16 protein-coding genes are annotated in these 18,641 nt (G+C 54.5%); all 16 read left to right on the top strand.

Annotation, left to right across the window (positions count from 1 at the left end; translation table 11 throughout):
• Window positions 1–4: 4 nt before the first annotated feature.
• The gene (nuoF, locus tag EDD73_RS00340) at window positions 5–1,819 is read left to right on the top strand and encodes an NADH-quinone oxidoreductase subunit NuoF (RefSeq protein ID WP_131917664.1); all 1,815 of its coding nucleotides are present in this window, start codon (window positions 5–7) and stop codon (window positions 1,817–1,819) included.
• Between the two features lie 60 nt (window positions 1,820–1,879).
• Window positions 1,880–4,654 (top strand): formate dehydrogenase subunit alpha, encoded by a 2,775-nt coding sequence (gene fdhF, locus EDD73_RS00335; RefSeq protein ID WP_131917662.1) that lies wholly within the window; start codon window positions 1,880–1,882, stop codon window positions 4,652–4,654.
• Window positions 4,655–4,757: 103 nt separating this feature from the next.
• Window positions 4,758–5,153 (top strand): YkvA family protein, encoded by a 396-nt coding sequence (locus EDD73_RS00330; RefSeq protein ID WP_131917660.1) that lies wholly within the window; start codon window positions 4,758–4,760, stop codon window positions 5,151–5,153.
• A gap of 15 nt (window positions 5,154–5,168) precedes the next feature.
• Window positions 5,169–5,777 (top strand): 3'-5' exonuclease KapD, encoded by a 609-nt coding sequence (kapD, locus tag EDD73_RS00325; protein WP_131917658.1) that lies wholly within the window; start codon window positions 5,169–5,171, stop codon window positions 5,775–5,777.
• A 94-nt stretch (window positions 5,778–5,871) separates the two neighbouring features.
• Window positions 5,872–6,618, top strand: coding sequence for a methylenetetrahydrofolate reductase (locus EDD73_RS00320; protein ID WP_131917657.1), 747 nt, complete (start codon window positions 5,872–5,874; stop codon window positions 6,616–6,618).
• Window positions 6,619–6,692: 74 nt separating this feature from the next.
• The gene (locus EDD73_RS00315; protein WP_131917655.1) at window positions 6,693–7,217 is read left to right on the top strand and encodes a DUF6125 family protein; all 525 of its coding nucleotides are present in this window, start codon (window positions 6,693–6,695) and stop codon (window positions 7,215–7,217) included.
• 147 nt (window positions 7,218–7,364) lie between these two features.
• Entirely contained in the window at window positions 7,365–10,151 is a 2,787-nt protein-coding gene (polA, locus tag EDD73_RS00310) for a DNA polymerase I (RefSeq protein WP_131917653.1), read from the top strand.
• A 22-nt stretch (window positions 10,152–10,173) separates the two neighbouring features.
• Window positions 10,174–11,001, top strand: a complete 828-nt coding sequence (mutM, locus tag EDD73_RS00305) for a bifunctional DNA-formamidopyrimidine glycosylase/DNA-(apurinic or apyrimidinic site) lyase (RefSeq protein ID WP_131917652.1) — start codon at window positions 10,174–10,176, stop codon at window positions 10,999–11,001.
• Between the two features lie 18 nt (window positions 11,002–11,019).
• Complete coding sequence (locus tag EDD73_RS00300) at window positions 11,020–13,017, top strand: ABC-F family ATP-binding cassette domain-containing protein (RefSeq protein WP_131917650.1); 1,998 nt, start codon at window positions 11,020–11,022, stop codon at window positions 13,015–13,017.
• A gap of 72 nt (window positions 13,018–13,089) precedes the next feature.
• Window positions 13,090–13,764, top strand: a complete 675-nt coding sequence (gene ytaF / locus EDD73_RS00295; protein ID WP_131917648.1) for a sporulation membrane protein YtaF — start codon at window positions 13,090–13,092, stop codon at window positions 13,762–13,764.
• A gap of 23 nt (window positions 13,765–13,787) precedes the next feature.
• Window positions 13,788–14,381: a dephospho-CoA kinase gene (gene coaE / locus EDD73_RS00290; protein ID WP_131917647.1), complete on the top strand. Its 594-nt coding sequence runs from the start codon at window positions 13,788–13,790 to the stop codon at window positions 14,379–14,381.
• Complete coding sequence (locus EDD73_RS00285) at window positions 14,378–14,950, top strand: lytic transglycosylase domain-containing protein (RefSeq protein WP_243116732.1); 573 nt, start codon at window positions 14,378–14,380, stop codon at window positions 14,948–14,950. Before coaE ends, EDD73_RS00285 begins: the two co-directional genes overlap by 4 nt.
• A 120-nt stretch (window positions 14,951–15,070) precedes the next feature.
• Window positions 15,071–15,757: a DUF421 domain-containing protein gene (locus EDD73_RS00280; protein ID WP_131917807.1), complete on the top strand. Its 687-nt coding sequence runs from the start codon at window positions 15,071–15,073 to the stop codon at window positions 15,755–15,757.
• A 171-nt stretch (window positions 15,758–15,928) separates the two neighbouring features.
• Window positions 15,929–17,134, top strand: coding sequence for a glycosyltransferase family 2 protein (locus EDD73_RS00275; protein WP_243116746.1), 1,206 nt, complete (start codon window positions 15,929–15,931; stop codon window positions 17,132–17,134).
• 143 nt (window positions 17,135–17,277) lie between these two features.
• Complete coding sequence (locus tag EDD73_RS00270; protein WP_131917643.1) at window positions 17,278–17,742, top strand: pyruvoyl-dependent arginine decarboxylase; 465 nt, start codon at window positions 17,278–17,280, stop codon at window positions 17,740–17,742.
• A gap of 24 nt (window positions 17,743–17,766) precedes the next feature.
• The gene (gene speE, locus EDD73_RS00265) at window positions 17,767–18,606 is read left to right on the top strand and encodes a polyamine aminopropyltransferase (protein WP_131917641.1); all 840 of its coding nucleotides are present in this window, start codon (window positions 17,767–17,769) and stop codon (window positions 18,604–18,606) included.
• Window positions 18,607–18,641: the final 35 nt, after the last annotated feature.

Genomic DNA, 18,641 nt, shown 5'->3' with positions numbered 1-18,641 from the left:
GAGCATGGGAGAGATAACCAAAGGAACTGTTCAGGAGCAGGCACGACGGATCTTTATCTGCGCCGGCAGTGGTTGTATTTCTTCAGGCAGCCGCCAGGTCGCCGACAAGCTGCAGCAGGCGCTTGATGAAGCCGGCCTGAACCAAACGGTACCAATCACCATGACGGGCTGTCATGGTTTTTGCGAGCAAGGCCCGATCGTCGTGATCGCGCCCGATGACGTTTTTTACTGTCGGGTGCAGCCGGAGGATGCTGTGACCCTGGTGGAGCAGCACTTGGTACAGGGCCAACTGGTGGAATCGCTGCTGTACCGAGACAGCCAGACCGGTGAGCGAGCCAAAAGCGCCCATGATATCGGCTTTTATGCCAAGCAGCAACGGATTGTGCTGCGTAATTGCGGCACTATCGATCCGGAGCAGATCGATGACTACCTGGCCCGTGAGGGCTATCAAGGCTTGGCCCGGGCGTTGACGATGACGCCGGAGGCGGTCATCGAGGAAGTCAAACGTTCCGGGCTGCGCGGGCGCGGCGGTGCTGGTTTTCCCACAGGCCTCAAATGGTCCTTTGCTGCCGGGGCGCCCGGTGAGAAAAAATATCTTGTCTGTAACGGCGATGAAGGTGATCCCGGTGCTTTTATGGACCGCTCGCTGCTGGAAGGCGATCCCCACAGCGTGATCGAGGGCATGGTGATTGCGGCCTATGCTATCGGCGCTCAAGCCGGCTATGCGTATATCCGAGCCGAGTATCCCTTAGCGATTCAGCGGATGCAGATCGCCATTGATCAAGCCCGTGCCCGGGGCTATCTGGGGGAATCGGTCATGGGTACCGATTTCGCTTTTGATCTGCAGATCAAAGCCGGTGCCGGTGCTTTTGTCTGCGGTGAGGAGACAGCGCTTTTGGCATCGATCGAAGGTGAACGGGGCATGCCGCGGGTGCGCCCGCCATACCCGGCGATCAAAGGACTTTGGGGTTATCCGACGAACATCAATAACGTTGAAACCTTTGGCAGTGTACCTTATATCTTGCGGGCCGGCGCTGATGCCTATGCAGCCGTAGGTACGGAAAAATCCAAGGGAACCAAAGTGTTTGCCCTGACCGGTAAGGTCAAGAATACAGGCCTCGTGGAAGTACCCATGGGCTTGTCGCTGCGCGAGATCGTTTTTGGCATTGGCGAAGGTATCCAGCAGGATCGGCCCTTTAAGGCGGTGCAGATTGGCGGCCCTTCCGGCGGTTGTTTGCCGGCGGCGCTGCTCGATGTGCCGGTTGATTATGATTCGTTGATCGCCGCCGGTGCGATGATGGGTTCCGGCGGGCTGGTGGTGCTTGATGATACTACTTGTATGGTCGACTTAGCGCGCTTTTTCTTGAGCTTTACCCAGCGAGAGTCTTGCGGCAAATGTACGCCCTGCCGCGAAGGCACGAAGCGGATGCTGGAGATCTTGGAGCGGATCACCCAGGGCGAAGGTTCGATGGACGATATCATCGCGCTGGAACGATTGGCCGGTGTGATCAAATCTACATCGCTTTGCGGCTTAGGACAGACGGCGCCCAACCCGGTACTGACGACGTTACGTTATTTTCGCGAAGAATATGAAGCCCATATCCTGGAAGAACGCTGCCCTGCTGGTGTTTGCAAGGCCCTGACCAAATTCGCCATCGTACCGGATAAGTGTGTTGGCTGCACCGCTTGCGCTCGTGTTTGCCCGATACACTGCATCAGCGGTGCGCCGAAAAAAGTGCACACCATTGACCGTTCACGCTGCATTGGCTGCGGTCAATGTGCAGGCAAATGCCGTTTCGCGGCGGTTGTGCGTGCTTGAGCGCGCGCGGTGCCTGCTATCTGGAAAGCGATCCTGCGAGCCGAGGAGGATTTGAACGATATGGAACAGGTGACGCTGACGATCGATGGGCAAGCGGTGACGGTGGCAGCAGGAACGACGGTGCTCGCTGCGGCCCGTTCTCTGGGCATCCATGTGCCGACCCTTTGTCACGATCCGGACTTAACCAGTGAAGGCTCCTGTCGTCTTTGTGTGGTTCATGTGGCCGGTGCCCGCACCCTAATGCCGGCTTGTGTTACGGCTGTTATGCCGGGGATGGTGGTGCAAACGGCAGCGCCGGAAGTTGTTGAAGCGCGGCGGACGATCATCGAATTGCTGCTGGCCAATCATCCTAATGACTGTTTGACCTGTGAACGGGCCGGTACTTGTGCCCTGCAAGAAGCGGCGTACGCTTATGGCGTACGGTTTCCCGAGGCCGGATCGCCCTTGGCCGGTGAAAAGCATCAATGGCCGCCGGACGAAAGCAACCCCATGCTCCTGCGGGATATGAACAAGTGTATCTTATGCGGCAAATGTGTGCGCGCTTGTGCAGAGTGGCAGCAGCGCCATGTGCTTGATTTTGGTTTTCGCGGCTTTGCCACCAAGATCGTCGCCGACATGGATCAAGATTTGATTGGCTCCTCTTGTGTGTATTGCGGTGCCTGCCTGACGGTGTGCCCCACAGGGGCACTGCTCGACCGGCGCAGTATTGGCCGGGGCCGACCGTGGGAGCGGGAGCATGTGCGCACTACTTGCGGTTATTGCGGCACGGGCTGCCAGTTTGATCTGGCCGTAGCACCGGGGCAGCAAGGGAAGCGCCAAGTGGTGGAAGTGGTGCCGACGGCGGAAGCGCCGGTCAACGGCCGTTCGCTTTGCGTCAAGGGGCGCTTTGGCACCGGTTTTATTCACCATCGTGACCGGCTGCGCCAACCGCTGATCAAAAAAGACGGTCAATGGGTCGCCGCAAGCTGGTCCGAGGCCATCGCTTTGATCGCTGATCGCTGGCAGGCGATCAAAGCCGACTACGGCAGTGACGCTTTTGGCGTGCTGGCGTCGGCGCGGGCGACCAATGAAGATAATTACGTGATTCACCGATTGGCACGGTCGGTTTTTGGCACCAATAACATTGATCATTGCGCGCGCCTGTGCCACGCGTCCAGCGTTACCGGGCTGGTGGCGTCGCTGGGGTCGGGGGCGATGACGAACCCCATCGCTGATCTGGCGGTGACGGACTTTTTCCTGGTCATCGGCTCGAATACGACGGAATCTCATCCGGTGCTGGCTTTGGCGATGCAAAAAGCGCTGAAACGCGGTGCCCAAGCGGCCGTCATCGACCCGCGGCGTATCGAACTGGCCGGTCAGGCCCAGTGGCACTTGCAACTGCGACCGGGAACTGACTTGGCGCTGCTCAATGCCATGGCCCAGGTGATCATCGCGGAAGGCAAGGTCAATGCCGATTTTGTGGCCAAGCGTACCGAAAACTATGAAGCTGTCGCGGAAGCAGTTAAGGATTGCACGCCCGAATGGGCCGAAGCGATCACCGGCGTCCCCGCCGCCATAATCCGTGAAGTGGCACTCGCTTATGCGACAGCGCCGGCCGGGGCCATCTACTACACCATGGGCGTCACGCAAAAAACTACCGGTACCCATAACGTCATGGCTATCGCTAACTTGGCGTTGCTGACCGGACAGATCGGCCGGCCCGGCACCGGAGTTAATCCGCTGCGCGGGCAAAATAACGTACAAGGTGCTTGCGATATGGGGGCGTTGCCGAATGTCTATCCTGGGTACCAACCGGTAACCGATGAAGCGGTGCGCCGCAAAATGGCCCAGGCCTGGCACGTTCCTCCGGAAAGCTTGTCCCTGCAAACCGGGTTAACCCTGGGCGAGATGCTCGATGCCGTCGATGCGGGGACGATCAAAACGCTGCTGATCATGGGCGAAAATCCGGTAGTTTCCGATCCGGACAGCGATCATGTGGTGCAAACGCTGCAAAAGGCCGATTTTGTCGTGGCCATTGATCTGTTCATGAACGAAACAACCGAATTGGCCCATGTGGTCTTACCGGCTTGCTCCTTTGCCGAAAAAACCGGCACCTTTACCAATACGGAGCGGCGGGTGCAAATGGTGCGGCAGGCCATCGAGCCGATCGGTGAAGCGCGACCGGACTGGCAGATCATCACGGAACTAGCAGCAGCGATGGGACAACCTTTTGGGTACACTGATGTAGCGCAGATCATGAAGGAGATCGCCGAGGTGACACCGAGCTACGGTGGCATCAGCCATGAGCGATTGGCAGTGACGCCGCAAGGGCTGTGCTGGCCCTGCCCGGCGCCGGATCATCCCGGTACGCCCCGACTTCATGAACAAGCCTTTACGCGCGGGCTGGGACGTTTTCACGGTGTCTCCTATCTGCCGCCGGCTGAACAGCCGGATGATGATTATCCCCTGATCTTATCAACGGGGCGGCGGCTTTTTCACTATCACACAGGCACGATGACGCGCCGCGATCCGGGGTTGGCGGCGCTGTATTCGGAAGAACACCTGGAAATGCATCCGGATGATGCTCAGGCCCTCGGGATTGGCGACGGCGATTGGGTGCAAGTGACAAGCCGTCGCGGCTCTATGGAATTGGCCCTGCGGATCACTGATGCCATTGTGCCGGGAACGGTATTTACGTCGTTCCATTTTGCTGAAGCGCTGGTTAATCGCCTGACCAACCCGGCGCGGGATACCTTGGCGCAGATTCCCGAGTTGAAGGTTTGCGCTGTGGCTGTTCAAAAGATCGCGGCGCCCGAGGGCTACCAACGGCCGGTGCATAAGCGAGTCCTGGTATAGGTGCGTTCTGGTATAGGTGGGCAATGAATTTCTTCACTCCAAAAACAGGATTTTCCGGCCCCTCTGTGTAAATAATGGTTGCAGGAGAGGAGGCATCGCTTCCATGGATAAATCGGACAATGAAATCTACCGGGAAGCTTATTCCGACAAGGGTTTTTGGCAGAAGCTGGCCCAGTACGGCAAACAAGCCGGTACCAAAGTGGTTTATGCAGCGTTGCTGTTGTATTATGTGCTCCAAGAGCCCGACGTGCCCAAATGGGCCAAGATGACCGTACTGGGTGCCTTAGGATATTTGATTTTGCCGGTCGATCTCTTTCCGGATCTCTTGCCGGTTGTGGGCTATACTGATGATTTTGCCAGTCTGATTGCCGCCTTAATTACGGTGGCCATGTATATTAACGGTTCGATTCGAGAAAAAGCGCGCGGTAAAATGCGTGATTGGTTTGGTGACGCCGCCGAGAATGATATGATCGAGGTGGAGGCCAAAATCCTCAAGTGAGGTAAGGTTGTAGGTATGAACAAACGAAATTGGTTGGTACTTGATTTTGAGTTTTCTTTGTACCAGCGCTCCTATGGGCGTCCGCGGGCGTTTTTTCCGGAGATCATTGAAGTCGGTGCGATCGTCGTTGAGGGAATCGACAGTTCCCTCGACGGCGGTTATCAAACTTTTGTCAAGCCGCGCTTTTTTCCGCGTTTGACGGAAGAGTGCAAGCAATTGACGATGATCCGGCAAGCCGATGTGGATGGCGGCGTACCTCTGGAAGTGATGCTGGAACAGTTATTGCCGATGTACTCGCCCGGCGAGACGATGATCGTCGCCTGGGGCGAAGCCGATCGTGATGTCTTACATAATGTGTGCCAACGTTACGGATTGGAGTACCCTTTCATTTGGGACGATTATGTCGATTTGTCGATGGAGCATAAGCGCTTCTATGGGCTGGAGCGACGGATCAGCTTAAAAAAAGCGGTTGATGCATTGAATCTCGATTTGCTGGGCGTTTCTCATTCGGCCTTGGATGATGCGCGCAATACGGCGCTGATTATCCAGTGTATGCTGGAAGACGGCTGGTGCTTGAAACGGGAAGCGACAACGGTGCCGGAAGCCGTCTCGGATATTTCGTAAAAGAATTTTATCTATTTCGTATAAGAATTTCATCAAGCTGTTGACTTTGAAGCTTTTTATTTGATTTTATTTTCATTGGGATGGAGCGTGTAGCATGACGCGGATTGCTGTTGAACTGGTGCCTCGCAATGAGCAAACGCTGCTGGAAGAATTGCAGGTAATACATACTCACTACCCGACCGTAAATGTAATCAACATTCCTGATTTGTTGCGTTTTGATCTGCGCAGTTGGGAAGGTTGCTGCATTGCCAAACGGTTTTTTACAAGTGCTATTCCTCACCTGCGAGCGATTGATTTTAACTTGAATGAACCGTTGCCGGTCGTGCCTTATTTACGGGCCGCTCAGATCACGGAAGTGCTTGTTCTTCAAGGTGATCCGCCGCAGGGAATGGAGCGTAAGGTCTATCCTTCCACGTCGATTGAGCTGATTCGCAAACTCAAAGAGGAAATGCCGGAACTGCGCGTCTATGGTGCGATCGATCAGTATCGCACCAGCATGCGCCAGGAGCTGAATTATATTAAGCGCAAGATTGCTGCCGGCGCCGACGGCTTTTTTACACAGCCTTTTTTCGATCTGCGTTTCATGGAGATGTACATGGATGCCTTGCAGGGGCAAGAAGTTTTCTGGGGTGTTTCGCCGGTATTAGGGGAAAAATCGGTCAACTACTGGGAAACAAAGAACAATGTGGTGTTCCCGGCGCGCTTCCAGCCGACGCTGGAATGGAATATCGGCTTTGCCCGTGAAGCACTGGCCTTAGCAGGGTCAGCGGCATCGCCGATCTACTTTATGCCGATCCGGATGGATATGCAGACCTATTTGGGTGGAGTTTTGAAGGATTAAACGGTAGGGTATTCCGGCAGTGCGCTGATGCGCCTGCCCGTTAAAATTATCTGAAAAATTGGAGGAATCGGAAAATGGATACAAAATTAAAAACGATTGATGATCTTTCGAAAGAGGAACTGCGGTCTTTGGTGGATGATCTGGCAAAGCGTTGGTTAGCTCATGACGGTGTTTGGTTCCAAGCGATCGAAGCCAAACGCGGCATGGATGAAGCGATCGAGATGGACATCAAGGCCTGGGAACGCTTTACGGTCTTGGAAGCGACGCGGATCAAAACGATGTTGAATCTACCGGAACGTTCCGGTTTACAGGGGCTGGCCCAAGCGCTGCAATTTCGCCTTTATGCCGTTTTGAACGAGCAAACCCTGGAATGGCACGGCGAAAACAAGCTTGTCTTTTCCATGGTGAACTGTCGCGTCCAAGCGGCGCGGGAGCGCAAGAAGATGGACGCTTTTCCTTGCCGTCCCGTGGGGATTGTCGAGTACAGCGGTTTTGCGCGGACCATCGATGACCGGATTCAGACGCGCTGCTTGTCTTGCCCGCCGGAGCGGGTCGATGACCAGGCGTATTGCGTATGGGAATTTACATTGGAACCGTAAGCTAACGAGTCATTGAGGCTGGCTAAAATTCGAAGCGAATGCCGGTAGGCGCCAAGGCAATGTTTTCTAGCCCGAGGTTACGCGCGATGGTATAATAAACGTGCCATTTGACGAATGATCTCGGGAAAAGAAAAGGGAGTTTTGCCTGTGCGCCCACCGGTTTTTTTGATCATTGACGGGAGCAGTTTGCTACACCGTGCTTTTTATGCATTGCCGCCGTTGAGCAATGCCGAGGGAATACCGACCAATGCTGTGTTTGGTTTTTTAAATATGCTGGAGCGGTTGCGCCAGGACTATCAGCCGGATTACCTGGCGGTGGCGCTCGATAAAAGCCGGCAAACTTTTCGGACGGCTGAATATACCGAGTATAAGGCGCAGCGGGCGGCAACGCCGGAGTTGCTCCGGCCGCAGTTTGGCCTTTTAAAAGATGCGCTGGCCTTGCTGAACGTCGCTGTGTTTGAGCTGGATGGTTATGAAGCCGATGATTTGATCGGCACGCTGGCTACGGAAGCGGCCGCTCGCGCGATCGAGGGGTTGATTGTGACCGGTGATCGCGATGCCTGGCAATTGATCGCGCCGGGAACGGAAGTGTTGTTGACGCGCAAAGGGATCAAAGAGATGGAACGTTTTGATCAAGCGGCGCTGAAAGAGAAAGTGGGCCTAGCCCCTGAACAGATCGTCGATTGGAAAGGCCTCATGGGTGATGCTTCCGACAATATTCCCGGCGTTCCCGGTGTAGGGGAAAAAACGGCACTGAAGCTGCTGGAGACCTTCGGTACGATGGAAGAGCTTTATCGCCGGCTGCCGGAGGTAAAGGGCAAGCTGCAGGAAAAACTGGCGACCCATCAGGAACAGGCCTTTCTTTCGAAGCGCTTGGCGACGATCGTCTGTGATGTACCGATGACGATTGACTGGGATGCTTGTCGCGTGCAACCGCCCGATGTGGACGGGTTGCGCCGTTTTTATCAGCAGATGGAGTTTCGCTCATTGCTGAAGACCTTGCCGCCGGCGGCGGAACTGCCAGCAGCGGCTGTCGGCAAAGATAGTGCTTGCGAGGCGGGAACGGCCGGAACAACGGGAACGAAAACGGAAACCGGTGTGCAGGGAGAGCGTCAAGGGGAAGGCGCCGTCGGCACGGTACAGGATGTTGCTGAACGTACCGATGACACTGCTCCGATCAAGCAACCGCGCTGGGCCGGGCAGGTCGTTGATACAGCGGCAGCGTTGCCCAGCATGGTGGAAGCGATCACGGCAGCGCAAAAACCGCTGGCGATTGTAGCGCACTGGTCCGGTGCGTCCCGTACCGGTCAGTTAGTGCAAGTTGGGTTGGCTTGTGGCGATCAGGCCTGGTCGGTCAATATGGGTGAGGCCTTGACGACGGATGCCTTCTGGTCGATAACAGCGCCGCTTTGGACGTCAGTGACGCTGCCTAAAGTTTTTTTTGATGCCAAGGCCTTTTACTTGCTGGCGCGCCAACAGGGGATCACGCTACAGGGCATCGGTGACGATGGGATGATCGCGGCCTATTTGCTCGATCCTGTCGCCAGTCGCTATACGCTGGCCAATGTGGTTCGTGATCAACTGGGATGGGAACTTGTCGAGGAAGCGACACTGGAAGAGATGACGCCGGCAGCGCAGGCCGCCGGTTGCCTGGGCGCGGTTATGCCTCATTTGCGCGCTGCCCTGACGGAGCGCCGCTTGCTCGATTTGTATGAAAAGGTGGAAATGCCCTTAGTGCCGCTGTTGGGTGCGATGGAAGCAACGGGCATCAAAGTGGACCCCTCTGTGCTGCAAACCATGTCTGATGAATTGGCCCAGGAATTGGCGCGCTTGCAAAGCGACATTTATGGGCTGGCCGGTGAAACCTTTAATCTTAACTCTACGCAGCAACTGGGCAAGATCTTGTTTGAGAAGTTAGGCTTGCCGGTGATCAAAAAAACCAAAACCGGTTATTCGACCGACGTGGAAGTCTTAGAGCAACTGGCTGATCGGCACCCGCTGGTGCCGTGTATGTTAGACTATCGCCAACTGATGAAGCTCAAGTCGACCTATCTCGATGGCTTGCTGCCGTTGATCGACAGCCAGGACGGGCGGATTCATACTTGCTTGAACCAAACGGTGACGGCGACGGGGCGCTTGTCGTCGACAGAACCGAACCTGCAAAATATTCCGGTTCGTTTGGAACAGGGCCGGCGAATTCGCCAAGCTTTTGTGGTGCCCGATCAAGATTGGGTGCTTCTGGCTGCTGATTATTCGCAGATTGAATTACGGATTTTGGCCCACTTGTCGGCTGATGATGCGCTGGTGGAGGCCTTTGTGGAGGAGCAAGATATTCACACCCGCACGGCCAGCGAAGTTTTCGGTGTGCCCATGGATGAAGTGGACCGGGAACTGCGCCGCCGGGCCAAGGCCGTGAACTTTGGTATTATTTACGGTATCAGCGACTTTGGCTTGAGCCGGGATATCGGCGTGACTCGCGCCGAAGCCAAGAAGTACATTCAAGGTTATTTTGCTCGCTATCCCAAGGTTAAGGGGTACTTTGACCAGGTAATCGCCGATGCCCGCCGTGACGGCTTTGTGACGACGCTGATGGGGCGCCGCCGTTATTTACCGGATTTGCTTGTCCCGAACAAAGTGCGGCAAGCTTTCGGGGAGCGTACTGCCATGAACACGCCCATTCAGGGTACTGCCGCCGATCTGATCAAAGCGGCGATGGTGGCGCTGGCCCCGCAGATCGCCCAAGCCAGTCCGGCTACACGCATGTTGCTGCAGGTCCACGATGAGTTGATCTTTGAGGTGCCCCGCGATCAAGTTGCGCAGGTGGCGCCGCTGGTCCGGCAGGTCATGGAGAAGACGGTGCCGCTACGGGTACCGGTGGTGGTCGACTTGAAAGTGGGCCGTAACTGGTATGAAATGAAGCCTTATACAGTCTGAACAGAGGAGCGATCAAGAAAGCATGCCCGAGTTGCCCGAAGTAGAAACAGTGCGCCGCTCGTTGGCGGCGCACGTGGTGGGACAGCAGATCGTGGCCGTCGATGTGCGGCGAAGCGATGTGGTAGCGGCGCCGGAGCATGGCGAGATGTTCCCCATGGCGCTGATGGAACGCACGATTGAGGGACTGGAACGGCGAGGCAAGTATTTGCTGATGGCCCTGTCCGATAACCTTTGGCTGGTTGTGCACTTACGTATGACCGGGCGTTGGGTCTTGACGGCACCGGAAACGCCGGAACCGGCCCATACCCATGTGATCTTGCGGCTTAGCGGCGGGCAGGAATTGCGTTATACCGATCCACGCCGTTTTGGCCGCTTGCGCTTGGTATCGGCCGATGGCTTGGCGTTGTGCCCGGGTTTATCGACATTGGGACCGGAACCGCTTGACCCGGCTTACCGGCCGGAGCACCTAGCGGAAGCATTGGCGCGGCGCACAACGCGGATCAAAGCATTGCTGCTCGATCAGCATGTTATCGCCGGATTGGGCAACATTTATGCCGATGAAGCCTTAGCCATGGCGGCCATCCATCCCGATCGTCCGGCGTCATCCTTGACGACGGACGAAGTAGCGTGCTTATACCAAAGCATTCAAAGGGTGCTGCAGGCAGGAATTGATGCCAAAGGCACTTCTTTTCGTGATTATGTCGACGGTGAAGGCCAAAAAGGTGCTTTTCAAGAGCAATTGTGGGTCTACGGACGGGAAGGTGAGCCTTGCCGGCGCTGCGGCGGCACGATCCTGCGGGCCAAGCGCGGCGGTCGCAGCGCCCATTTTTGCCCGTACTGTCAAGTTTAGATAAAAAGGAACGAAACGATGAGCAACCGAGTGCTGCTGCAAGCGAAAAATCTGGCCTTATCTTTTGGGGCCCGGGATATTTTTTCGCAGGTTACATTGATGATTCACGAAGGCGATAAAGCGAGTTTGGTCGGCGCCAACGGTGCCGGGAAAACCAGTTTGTTTCGCCTGTTAACCGGTCAAGAAGAGCCGACGGAAGGCGTGATCAGTTGGACCCAAGGCGTGCGTGTCGGCTATCTCCAGCAATTACGAGATGTGACGGCGGGGGAAACGGTATTTTCGACGGCCTTGCAGGAACTGGCCCATGTCTTAGCGCTACGGGAAGCGATTGAAGCACTGGAACGCTTGATGACCAGCCCGGCTGTTCACGATGATGCGGCGAAGTTAGAGCTGATTATGGAGGAATATGCCGAAAAAGTTCATCAACACGAAGAAAGCGGCGGTTACGGTGCCGAAGCGCGGGTGCGCTCGGTCTTAAAAGGACTGGGCTTCAGTGATGATGATCTGCAACTGCCGTCGGACGTGCTTAGCGGCGGCCAAAAAACACGATTGGCCATGGCCCGGCTGCTGCTTCGTCCCTACGATCTGCTGTTGCTTGATGAGCCAACGAACCATCTCGATCTGCAAGCCGTGGAATGGCTGGAAGATTATCTGCAAGGTTATAAGGGCGCTGTGCTGGTGATCTCCCATGATCGCTACTTTTTAGATAAAGTGACGCGGCGCACGCTCCATCTCGAGCATGGAACGCTGCAAGCCTATAGCGGTAATTATTCCCGGTTTCTGCAACTCCGTGAAGAGGAACTCTGGGCGAAAAAGCGTGCCTATGCCAAGGATCAAACGGAGATCGCCAAAATTGAGGAATACATTCGCCGCAACAAAGCCGGCGTCAATGCCAAGCAAGCCCGGGGCCGGGAATCACAATTGGCTCGCCGTGAACGGGTTGGGCGCCCGATGGAAGGCTTGCGACTTAAAGATCTCAAGTTTATCCCGCAGACGCCCAGTGCGGAACAGGTGATTGTAACTCATGACTTGGCGGCGGCTTATCCCGGCAAACCGCTTTTTTCCGGCTTAAATATGACGATACGCCGTGGTGAGTGTGTGGCCGTTCTCGGCAAAAACGGCACCGGCAAAACGTCACTGTTCAAGGTTTTGCTGGGCGAATTGGCGCCTCAAGCCGGTGATGTGGTGCTGGGCATACGAGTCAAGCCGGCCTACTACGCCCAGGAACAAGAGCACTTGATCGGCAGCCAGACGATTTTGGAAACGATCCGCAACATGCGGCCGATGACGGAAGAACAGGCACGGACGCTGCTGGGACGATTTATGTTCCGCGGTGATGACGTATTCAAACAAGTGGGCGTATTGAGTGGCGGGGAAAAAAGCCGCTTAGTCTTGGCGCAACTTTTTTTAACCGGTGCCAACTTGCTCTTATTGGATGAACCAACGAATAACTTAGATATTGAGGCCAAAGAAGCGCTGGAAGAAGCATTGGAAGAGTTCCCGGGAACGCTGCTGGTGATTTCCCACGATCGCTTTTTCTTGGACCGACTGGCCGATCGGGTGCTGGAACTGGAAAAGGGCACTTTTACCGAGTACTTAGGCAACTATTCCGACTACCGTGATCGTAAAGCAGAGGCGCAAGCGGTGGCCCAAGAAGCTGCTGCCGCGCAGGCAAGGAAGGAAGCCGCGAAGGCGGCAGCCGAAGCAGCGTCGCAGCCAGGAGGGGCGGAAGGGGGCGACAGCGCCGATGACGGCGCTGTGGGGTCCGGCGCCAAACCGGCCGGAGGGGCCAAGAAAAAACCGACCAACCCCTGGAAGCGTGAGCAAGCGATTGCGGCGGCCGAAGCAACGATCGCTCGCCTGGAAGAGCGGCTTCAGCAGTTGACGGAAGCACTCGCCGATGAGGAAACCTATCGTGATGGCGAACGGGCGCGCTCTTGCCAGGAAGAGTTCGCGCAAGTGCAAGATGAGCTTGCTCTTGTGTATGAAGAGTGGGAAGCGTTATTGGAAGACTAAGGCGAGCGCTTTGTTCCCCTTTGGATCTGCACGCATAGTATGGGCGTGAGATCAGGTCCGGAGGGATGACAAGTGTCGTTATGGTCGTTATGGGGTCTGGCGATAGCCTTGAGCTTGGATGGTTTTAGTGCAGGTGTAGCTTATGGCGCGAAGCGCATCCGCGTACCGCTGTCGGCGCTGCTGATTATCTGCTTTTGTTCTTCCGGCGCAATGCTGATTGCCCTGTTGTTAGGGCGCAGCCTCGCCGATTGGCTGCAAACCGATTGGCTGACGAAGGTGGGCGGCATCTTGCTGGTGACGCTGGGCATCTTTCAAATCTACCAGGCGATCAAAGCCGGTGACAACGCCGCCAAGGTCAAAGAAATCACGAAGCCGGTGATGGACGGCGGCGAGGGGCCGGTGCAGCCGGTGTGGGCCATTTCGTTACCGCCTTTTGGCTTGGTGATTCAGGTGTTGCGGGAACCGACGTCGGCTGATTTGGACGCTTCCGGTGAGATTGGCCCATGGGAAGCTTTTTTGCTAGGGCTGGCCTTAAATATCGATGCCACAGCGGCCGGCTTTGGTATGGCTTTGGCTACGAATCATGGATGGCTCTTACCGTTGGCGGTAGGCGTGATGCAACTGCTTTTTGTGACGACGGGGCTCGGGATTGGTCGTTCCTATGCAAGGCGGTGGAACCCCCTTTGGATGACCTACTTGGCGGCGGCCATCCTCTGCAGCCTAGGGTTAAGTAAAATTGTGACTTGAGTATAGAAAGAGAGGGCGAACGATTGAAAATCATCGGTTTAACCGGCGGGATTGCCAGCGGCAAAACCACAGTCGCCACGCATCTGCGGCGGTTAGGTGCACCGGTGCTTGATGCCGATGTGATTGCCCGGCAGGTCGTGGAGCCTGGTCAACAAGCTTGGCGGGAAATTCGCCAAACTTTCGGCCCAGGCGTTTTTTTGTCTGACGGCAAGCTGGATCGAGCGGCGCTGGGTGCGCTTGTGTTTGCCGATCCTACCAGCCGGCAACAGTTGAATCAAATCGTGCACCCGCAGGTGCAGGCGGTCTTTCAACGGGAGATCGAGCGGCTGCGCGCGGCGGGCCATCGCTTGGTGGTCTTGGATATTCCCTTGCTCTTAGAGACGGGCATGGACTGTATGGTTGATGAAGTATGGGTTGTCGCAGCCGATGAAGCGACGCAAGTACAGCGATTGCAACTCCGTGACAAGTTGGATGAACAAGCGGCACGGTCTCGTATCGCTGCGCAGATGAGCTTGGCCGATAAACTAAAGCGAGCCGATCAGGTGATCGACGGGCAAGCGGAACTGGAAGTCATGTTACAACAAGTGGAACAGCTCTGGAAGGAGAAGAGCCTTTGAAATGGGTAGCCTGGGGTGTATCGTGGTTACGGGTCTTTGCGGTGGCGCTGGCGTTAGCGGTGCTAGGCAATATCGTTTGGTATAGCTCGGCTGTCCAAAAAATCATCTACCCCATCGCGCATCGCCAGGAGATCATGAAATATGCGGCAGAATATCAACTCGATCCCTACCTGGTGACGGCGATTATCCGCCGGGAAAGCAAATTTTGGAGTTGGGCCGAAAGCGACCGCGGCGCGAAAGGTCTGATGCAGATCATGCCGCAAACGGGAGCGTGGATCGCGGAGCAAATGCCCTTGCCCGGCTATACGCCGGATCAGCTTTATGAGCCTGAAGTGAATATCCGGATGGGCTGCTGGTACTTGGCAAGCTTGCAGCGGGAGTTCCATGGGAATCAAGCCTTGATGATTGCCGCCTATAACGGCGGTCGCGGCAATGTGCGGCAGTGGCTGACAGAGCATCGCTGGTCCGGACGGGAGCAGACGCTCGACATGATTCCCTTTCCGGAGACACGCATTTATGTGCGGAACGTATTATACGATTACGGGATGTATCATCGCCTCTATGATTGAGCGGGCCGGTGACAAAGCGGACCGGTGCATAGGAAGAGCGGCTTCTGTCCACACTACACTTGAAGGTAGAAACAAAAAGCGGTGACAGATGCCTTGTTCACAGAATTTCTCTTGGTGTTAATGCGCACCTTAACGATTTATTTTGCTGTTTTGTTGATCATGAGGATCATGGGCAAACGGGAAATTGGCCAGCTTTCACCGATTGATCTGGTGGTGGCGATCATGATCGCCGAATTGGCAGCCATTCCGATGGAGGATATTTCAAGGCCCTTGCATCACGGCTTATTACCGATCGCCATTTTGGCTTTCGCGGAATTGGCCTTTTCGTACTTTGCCATGCGCTGGATGCCGATGCGCCGTTTTCTTGATGGTTCGCCCACATTGATCATCCGGGACGGTCAATTGCTCGATGATGAGATGCGGCGGACGCGCTACAACCTGAACGATCTGTTGGCTCAGTTACGGGAAAAAGATGTGTTTAATATTGCCGATGTGGAAGTTGCTTTACTGGAAACATCAGGGAAATTATCGGTGTTGCTTAAATCACAAAAGCGTCCGGCCACACCGGAGGATTTAAACATCCCAACGGCTTATGAAGGCTTGGTTTCACCCTTGATCATGGATGGCGTAGTGAATCACCGGGTCCTACAGATGATCGGTTTTGATGAGGCGTGGTTACGCCAAGAGTTGCTCCGGCAGGGGATCACGAAGCAGTCCGATGTTTTTTTTGCAAGCATCGATACGCAGGGGCAACTGTATGTGAGTCGACGCCAACTAAAGGGGCAAGCGCAAGTGCAGGTAGAATGAATTGTAATTCGACAAATGGTAGTCATTGACGTACTGAGGTAGATTTAGGTACAATATAACCGGATGCACTGGGCGCCTGAACCTTCCAGCTTATTTGGACGGGCAGGGAAAGGAGAGTTAAAAACCTTGGATTTGTGGGACCACCTATTTGCCCAAACGTATGACCCAATTATGGTACCGCTGCAGTTTCTCATCATTTTCTGTACCTTTTACTACTTGTTTCTTTCCTTCTTCGGCCTCTGGAAAAAGAAAGAAAAGGTAGTGGCCCCGCCAAGCAAACAGTTTGCCTTGGTTGTGGCAGCTCACAATGAGCAAGCGGTCATCGGTCCGTTGGTCGAGAATCTCAAGCAAATGGACTATCCCCGCGAACTGTATGAAATCTTTATTATCGCTGATAACTGTACCGATCAAACAGCAGCGATCGCCCGGGAAGCGGGGGCGGAAGTCTATGAGCGATTCAACCGCCAGCAACGGGGCAAAGGGTATGCGCTCGAGTGGATGTTTGAAAAAATCTTTCGCATGGAGCGCCAATTCGATGCGGTTGTCATCTTTGACGCTGACAACCTGGTAAAAGCCAACTTTCTTACGGAAATGAACAACAAGCTCATGGAAGGTCATCAAATTGTCCAGTGTTACCTTGATTCCAAGAATCCTTTTGACAACTGGGTTACGGCTACCTTCTCCATCGCTTTTTGGCATTGCAATCGCCTGTTGCAGTTAGCCCGCTATAATATTGGGTTGTCCAATATTCTCGGCGGTACTGGCATGTGTATTACAACAAAGCTACTGCGTGAATATGGCTGGGGTGCCACGTCCTTGACCGAGGACTTGGAGTTCTCCATGAAAGCCTTGATGAACGGGATTAAAACGGTCTGGGCGCACGAAGCGGTCATTTACGACGAAAAACCCCTGACCTTTATGCAGTCCTGGAACCAGCGCAAACGATGGGCTCAAGGTCACGTAGACATCTTCCTTCGTTATTTCCCCAAGCTGGTGTGGAAAGGGATCACCACCGGTGATTTCCGTATGCTTGACGGAGCGATGCATCTTTTTCAACCGCTGCTCGTCATTTTCGTGACGTTTTTTATGGTCATGTCTTATATCGAACCTTTTCATTCGAACTATACCTTGGTTTTTAATGTAATGAATGATTTGAATGTATGGAAGATCTTGTCGTACATTCAGTTAGCACAGCCGCTGATCGCGTTGATGTTGGACAAAGTCGATCGTCGTTCTTACAAGTATGTACTGCTCTATCCGATCTTCATCTATAGCTGGGTGCCGATCGTATTTCTTGGTTTCTTGCATCGCAACCGCCGGGAGTGGAGCCATACGGTGCATACTCGTGGTCTTTCCTACAACGAAGTGGTTAAGTAGCTGAGGAGAAGGCGCAAGCCTTCTCTTTTTTATGCGCTCTTAACCGAAATCACTCGAATTTTGTTGTTTATTTTTAACCTAGGTCTGTTATAATATACGAGGTTTACGAAGCAAACCGATTATAGATTGTGGAGGAATGTCCTATGCTGCCCGTGCCCAAGAAATATTTTGTTACCGCCGCTGAGGCGGAAGGCAAAAGCAAACTGACTGCCTTTGACAACGCGTTACTTAAAGCAGGCATCGGTAATGTCAACTTGCTGCGGGTGAGCAGCATCCTGCCGCCGGAAGCAGAATTTACGCCAGGAATGCAAATTCCCCCCGGGTCGCTGGTACCGACCGCTTATGGTTCGATTGTTTCTGAAATCCCCGGCGAGCGGATCGCTGCGGCTATTGCCGTTGGTATCGGTGTTGATGCTGACAGTTTTGGTGTGATCATGGAGTACACCGGCAAATGCACCAAGGAAGAAGCGGAAGCGACGATTACCCGCATGGTTGAAGAGGCCTTTGAAGTACGCGGCAAAGCGCTCAAAGAAGTCAAAGTCAATGCGGTCGATCATGTTGTCGAAAAAATCGGTTGCGCTTTTGCGGCTGCACCGCTCTGGTATTAATCGAGGGGAAAGAGGGATCAGCCCGTGTCCGGATTTTGGTATACGGAAAAACAAACGCCCAATCTTGGCTATAGCTGCAAGTTCACCAAGACGCTGCATACAGAAACGACGCCTTTTCAAGAATTGGCGATCATCGATACGGAACAATGGGGTCGTATGCTGGTCTTAGATAACATGGTTATGACGACGATCAACGATGAGTTTGTCTATCATGAAATGATCAGCCATGTGGCGCTGAATACCCATCCCAATCCCAAAAAAGTGATGATCATCGGTGGCGGTGACGGCGGTGCCATTCGTGAAGCCGTCAAGCATCCTTCGGTGGAAAAAGCCGTGCTGTGCGAAATCGACGGACGAGTCATTGAAACGTCGAAAGAGTATCTGCCCGAGATCGCTTCAGCACTGTTTGGTCATCCGAAAGTGGAAGTTCTTGTGGCTGACGGCGTGAAACATATCCAAGAAAACGCCGGCGAATACGATGTGATCATGGTCGACTCGACCGAACCGATCGGCCCGGCGGAAGGTCTTTTTGCGCTGGAGTTCTACAAAGACGTTTACCGCGCATTAAAACCCGATGGAATCATGGTGGCTCAGACGGAATCACCTTTTGTTAACGCTGACTTGATTCGTCGTGTCTTTCAGGACATCCAAAGCGTCTTCCCGGTGACTAAGCTGTACACGGCTTCGATCCCGACCTATCCGTCGGGGCTCTGGACGTTTACCATGGGTTCGAAAGTCTATGATCCGGAGCAGGCTGACTTGTCGAAAGCCCCGGACATTGAAACGCGCTACTATACACCGGCATTGCATAAAGCAGCTTTTCAACTGCCACGCTTTGTTGAAGCATTGACGAAAAAAGATTAAAAAAGTGATTGACATGCGGCGAGGGATGCGATATA

This window comes from Heliophilum fasciatum (genome assembly GCF_004341395.1).
In the GTDB taxonomy this organism is placed as follows: domain Bacteria; phylum Bacillota; class Desulfitobacteriia; order Heliobacteriales; family Heliobacteriaceae; genus Heliophilum; species Heliophilum fasciatum.
This window is presented reverse-complemented; position numbering and strand designations above follow the sequence as displayed.

What these genes read in the sequence shown, in the direction of transcription:
- EDD73_RS00280 (WP_131917807.1), top strand. Translation starts at nt 15,071, where the DNA reads ATGCGCACCTTAACGATTTATTTTGCTGTTTTGTTGATCATGAGGATC.
- EDD73_RS00330 (WP_131917660.1), top strand. Translation starts at nt 4,758, where the DNA reads ATGGATAAATCGGACAATGAAATCTACCGGGAAGCTTATTCCGACAAG.
- EDD73_RS00275 (WP_243116746.1), top strand. Translation starts at nt 15,929, where the DNA reads ATGGTACCGCTGCAGTTTCTCATCATTTTCTGTACCTTTTACTACTTG.
- mutM (WP_131917652.1), top strand. Translation starts at nt 10,174, where the DNA reads ATGCCCGAGTTGCCCGAAGTAGAAACAGTGCGCCGCTCGTTGGCGGCG.
- EDD73_RS00315 (WP_131917655.1), top strand. Translation starts at nt 6,693, where the DNA reads ATGGATACAAAATTAAAAACGATTGATGATCTTTCGAAAGAGGAACTG.
- nuoF (WP_131917664.1), top strand. Translation starts at nt 5, where the DNA reads ATGGGAGAGATAACCAAAGGAACTGTTCAGGAGCAGGCACGACGGATC.
- EDD73_RS00320 (WP_131917657.1), top strand. Translation starts at nt 5,872, where the DNA reads ATGACGCGGATTGCTGTTGAACTGGTGCCTCGCAATGAGCAAACGCTG.
- fdhF (WP_131917662.1), top strand. Translation starts at nt 1,880, where the DNA reads ATGGAACAGGTGACGCTGACGATCGATGGGCAAGCGGTGACGGTGGCA.
- EDD73_RS00270 (WP_131917643.1), top strand. Translation starts at nt 17,278, where the DNA reads ATGCTGCCCGTGCCCAAGAAATATTTTGTTACCGCCGCTGAGGCGGAA.
- EDD73_RS00300 (WP_131917650.1), top strand. Translation starts at nt 11,020, where the DNA reads ATGAGCAACCGAGTGCTGCTGCAAGCGAAAAATCTGGCCTTATCTTTT.
- kapD (WP_131917658.1), top strand. Translation starts at nt 5,169, where the DNA reads ATGAACAAACGAAATTGGTTGGTACTTGATTTTGAGTTTTCTTTGTAC.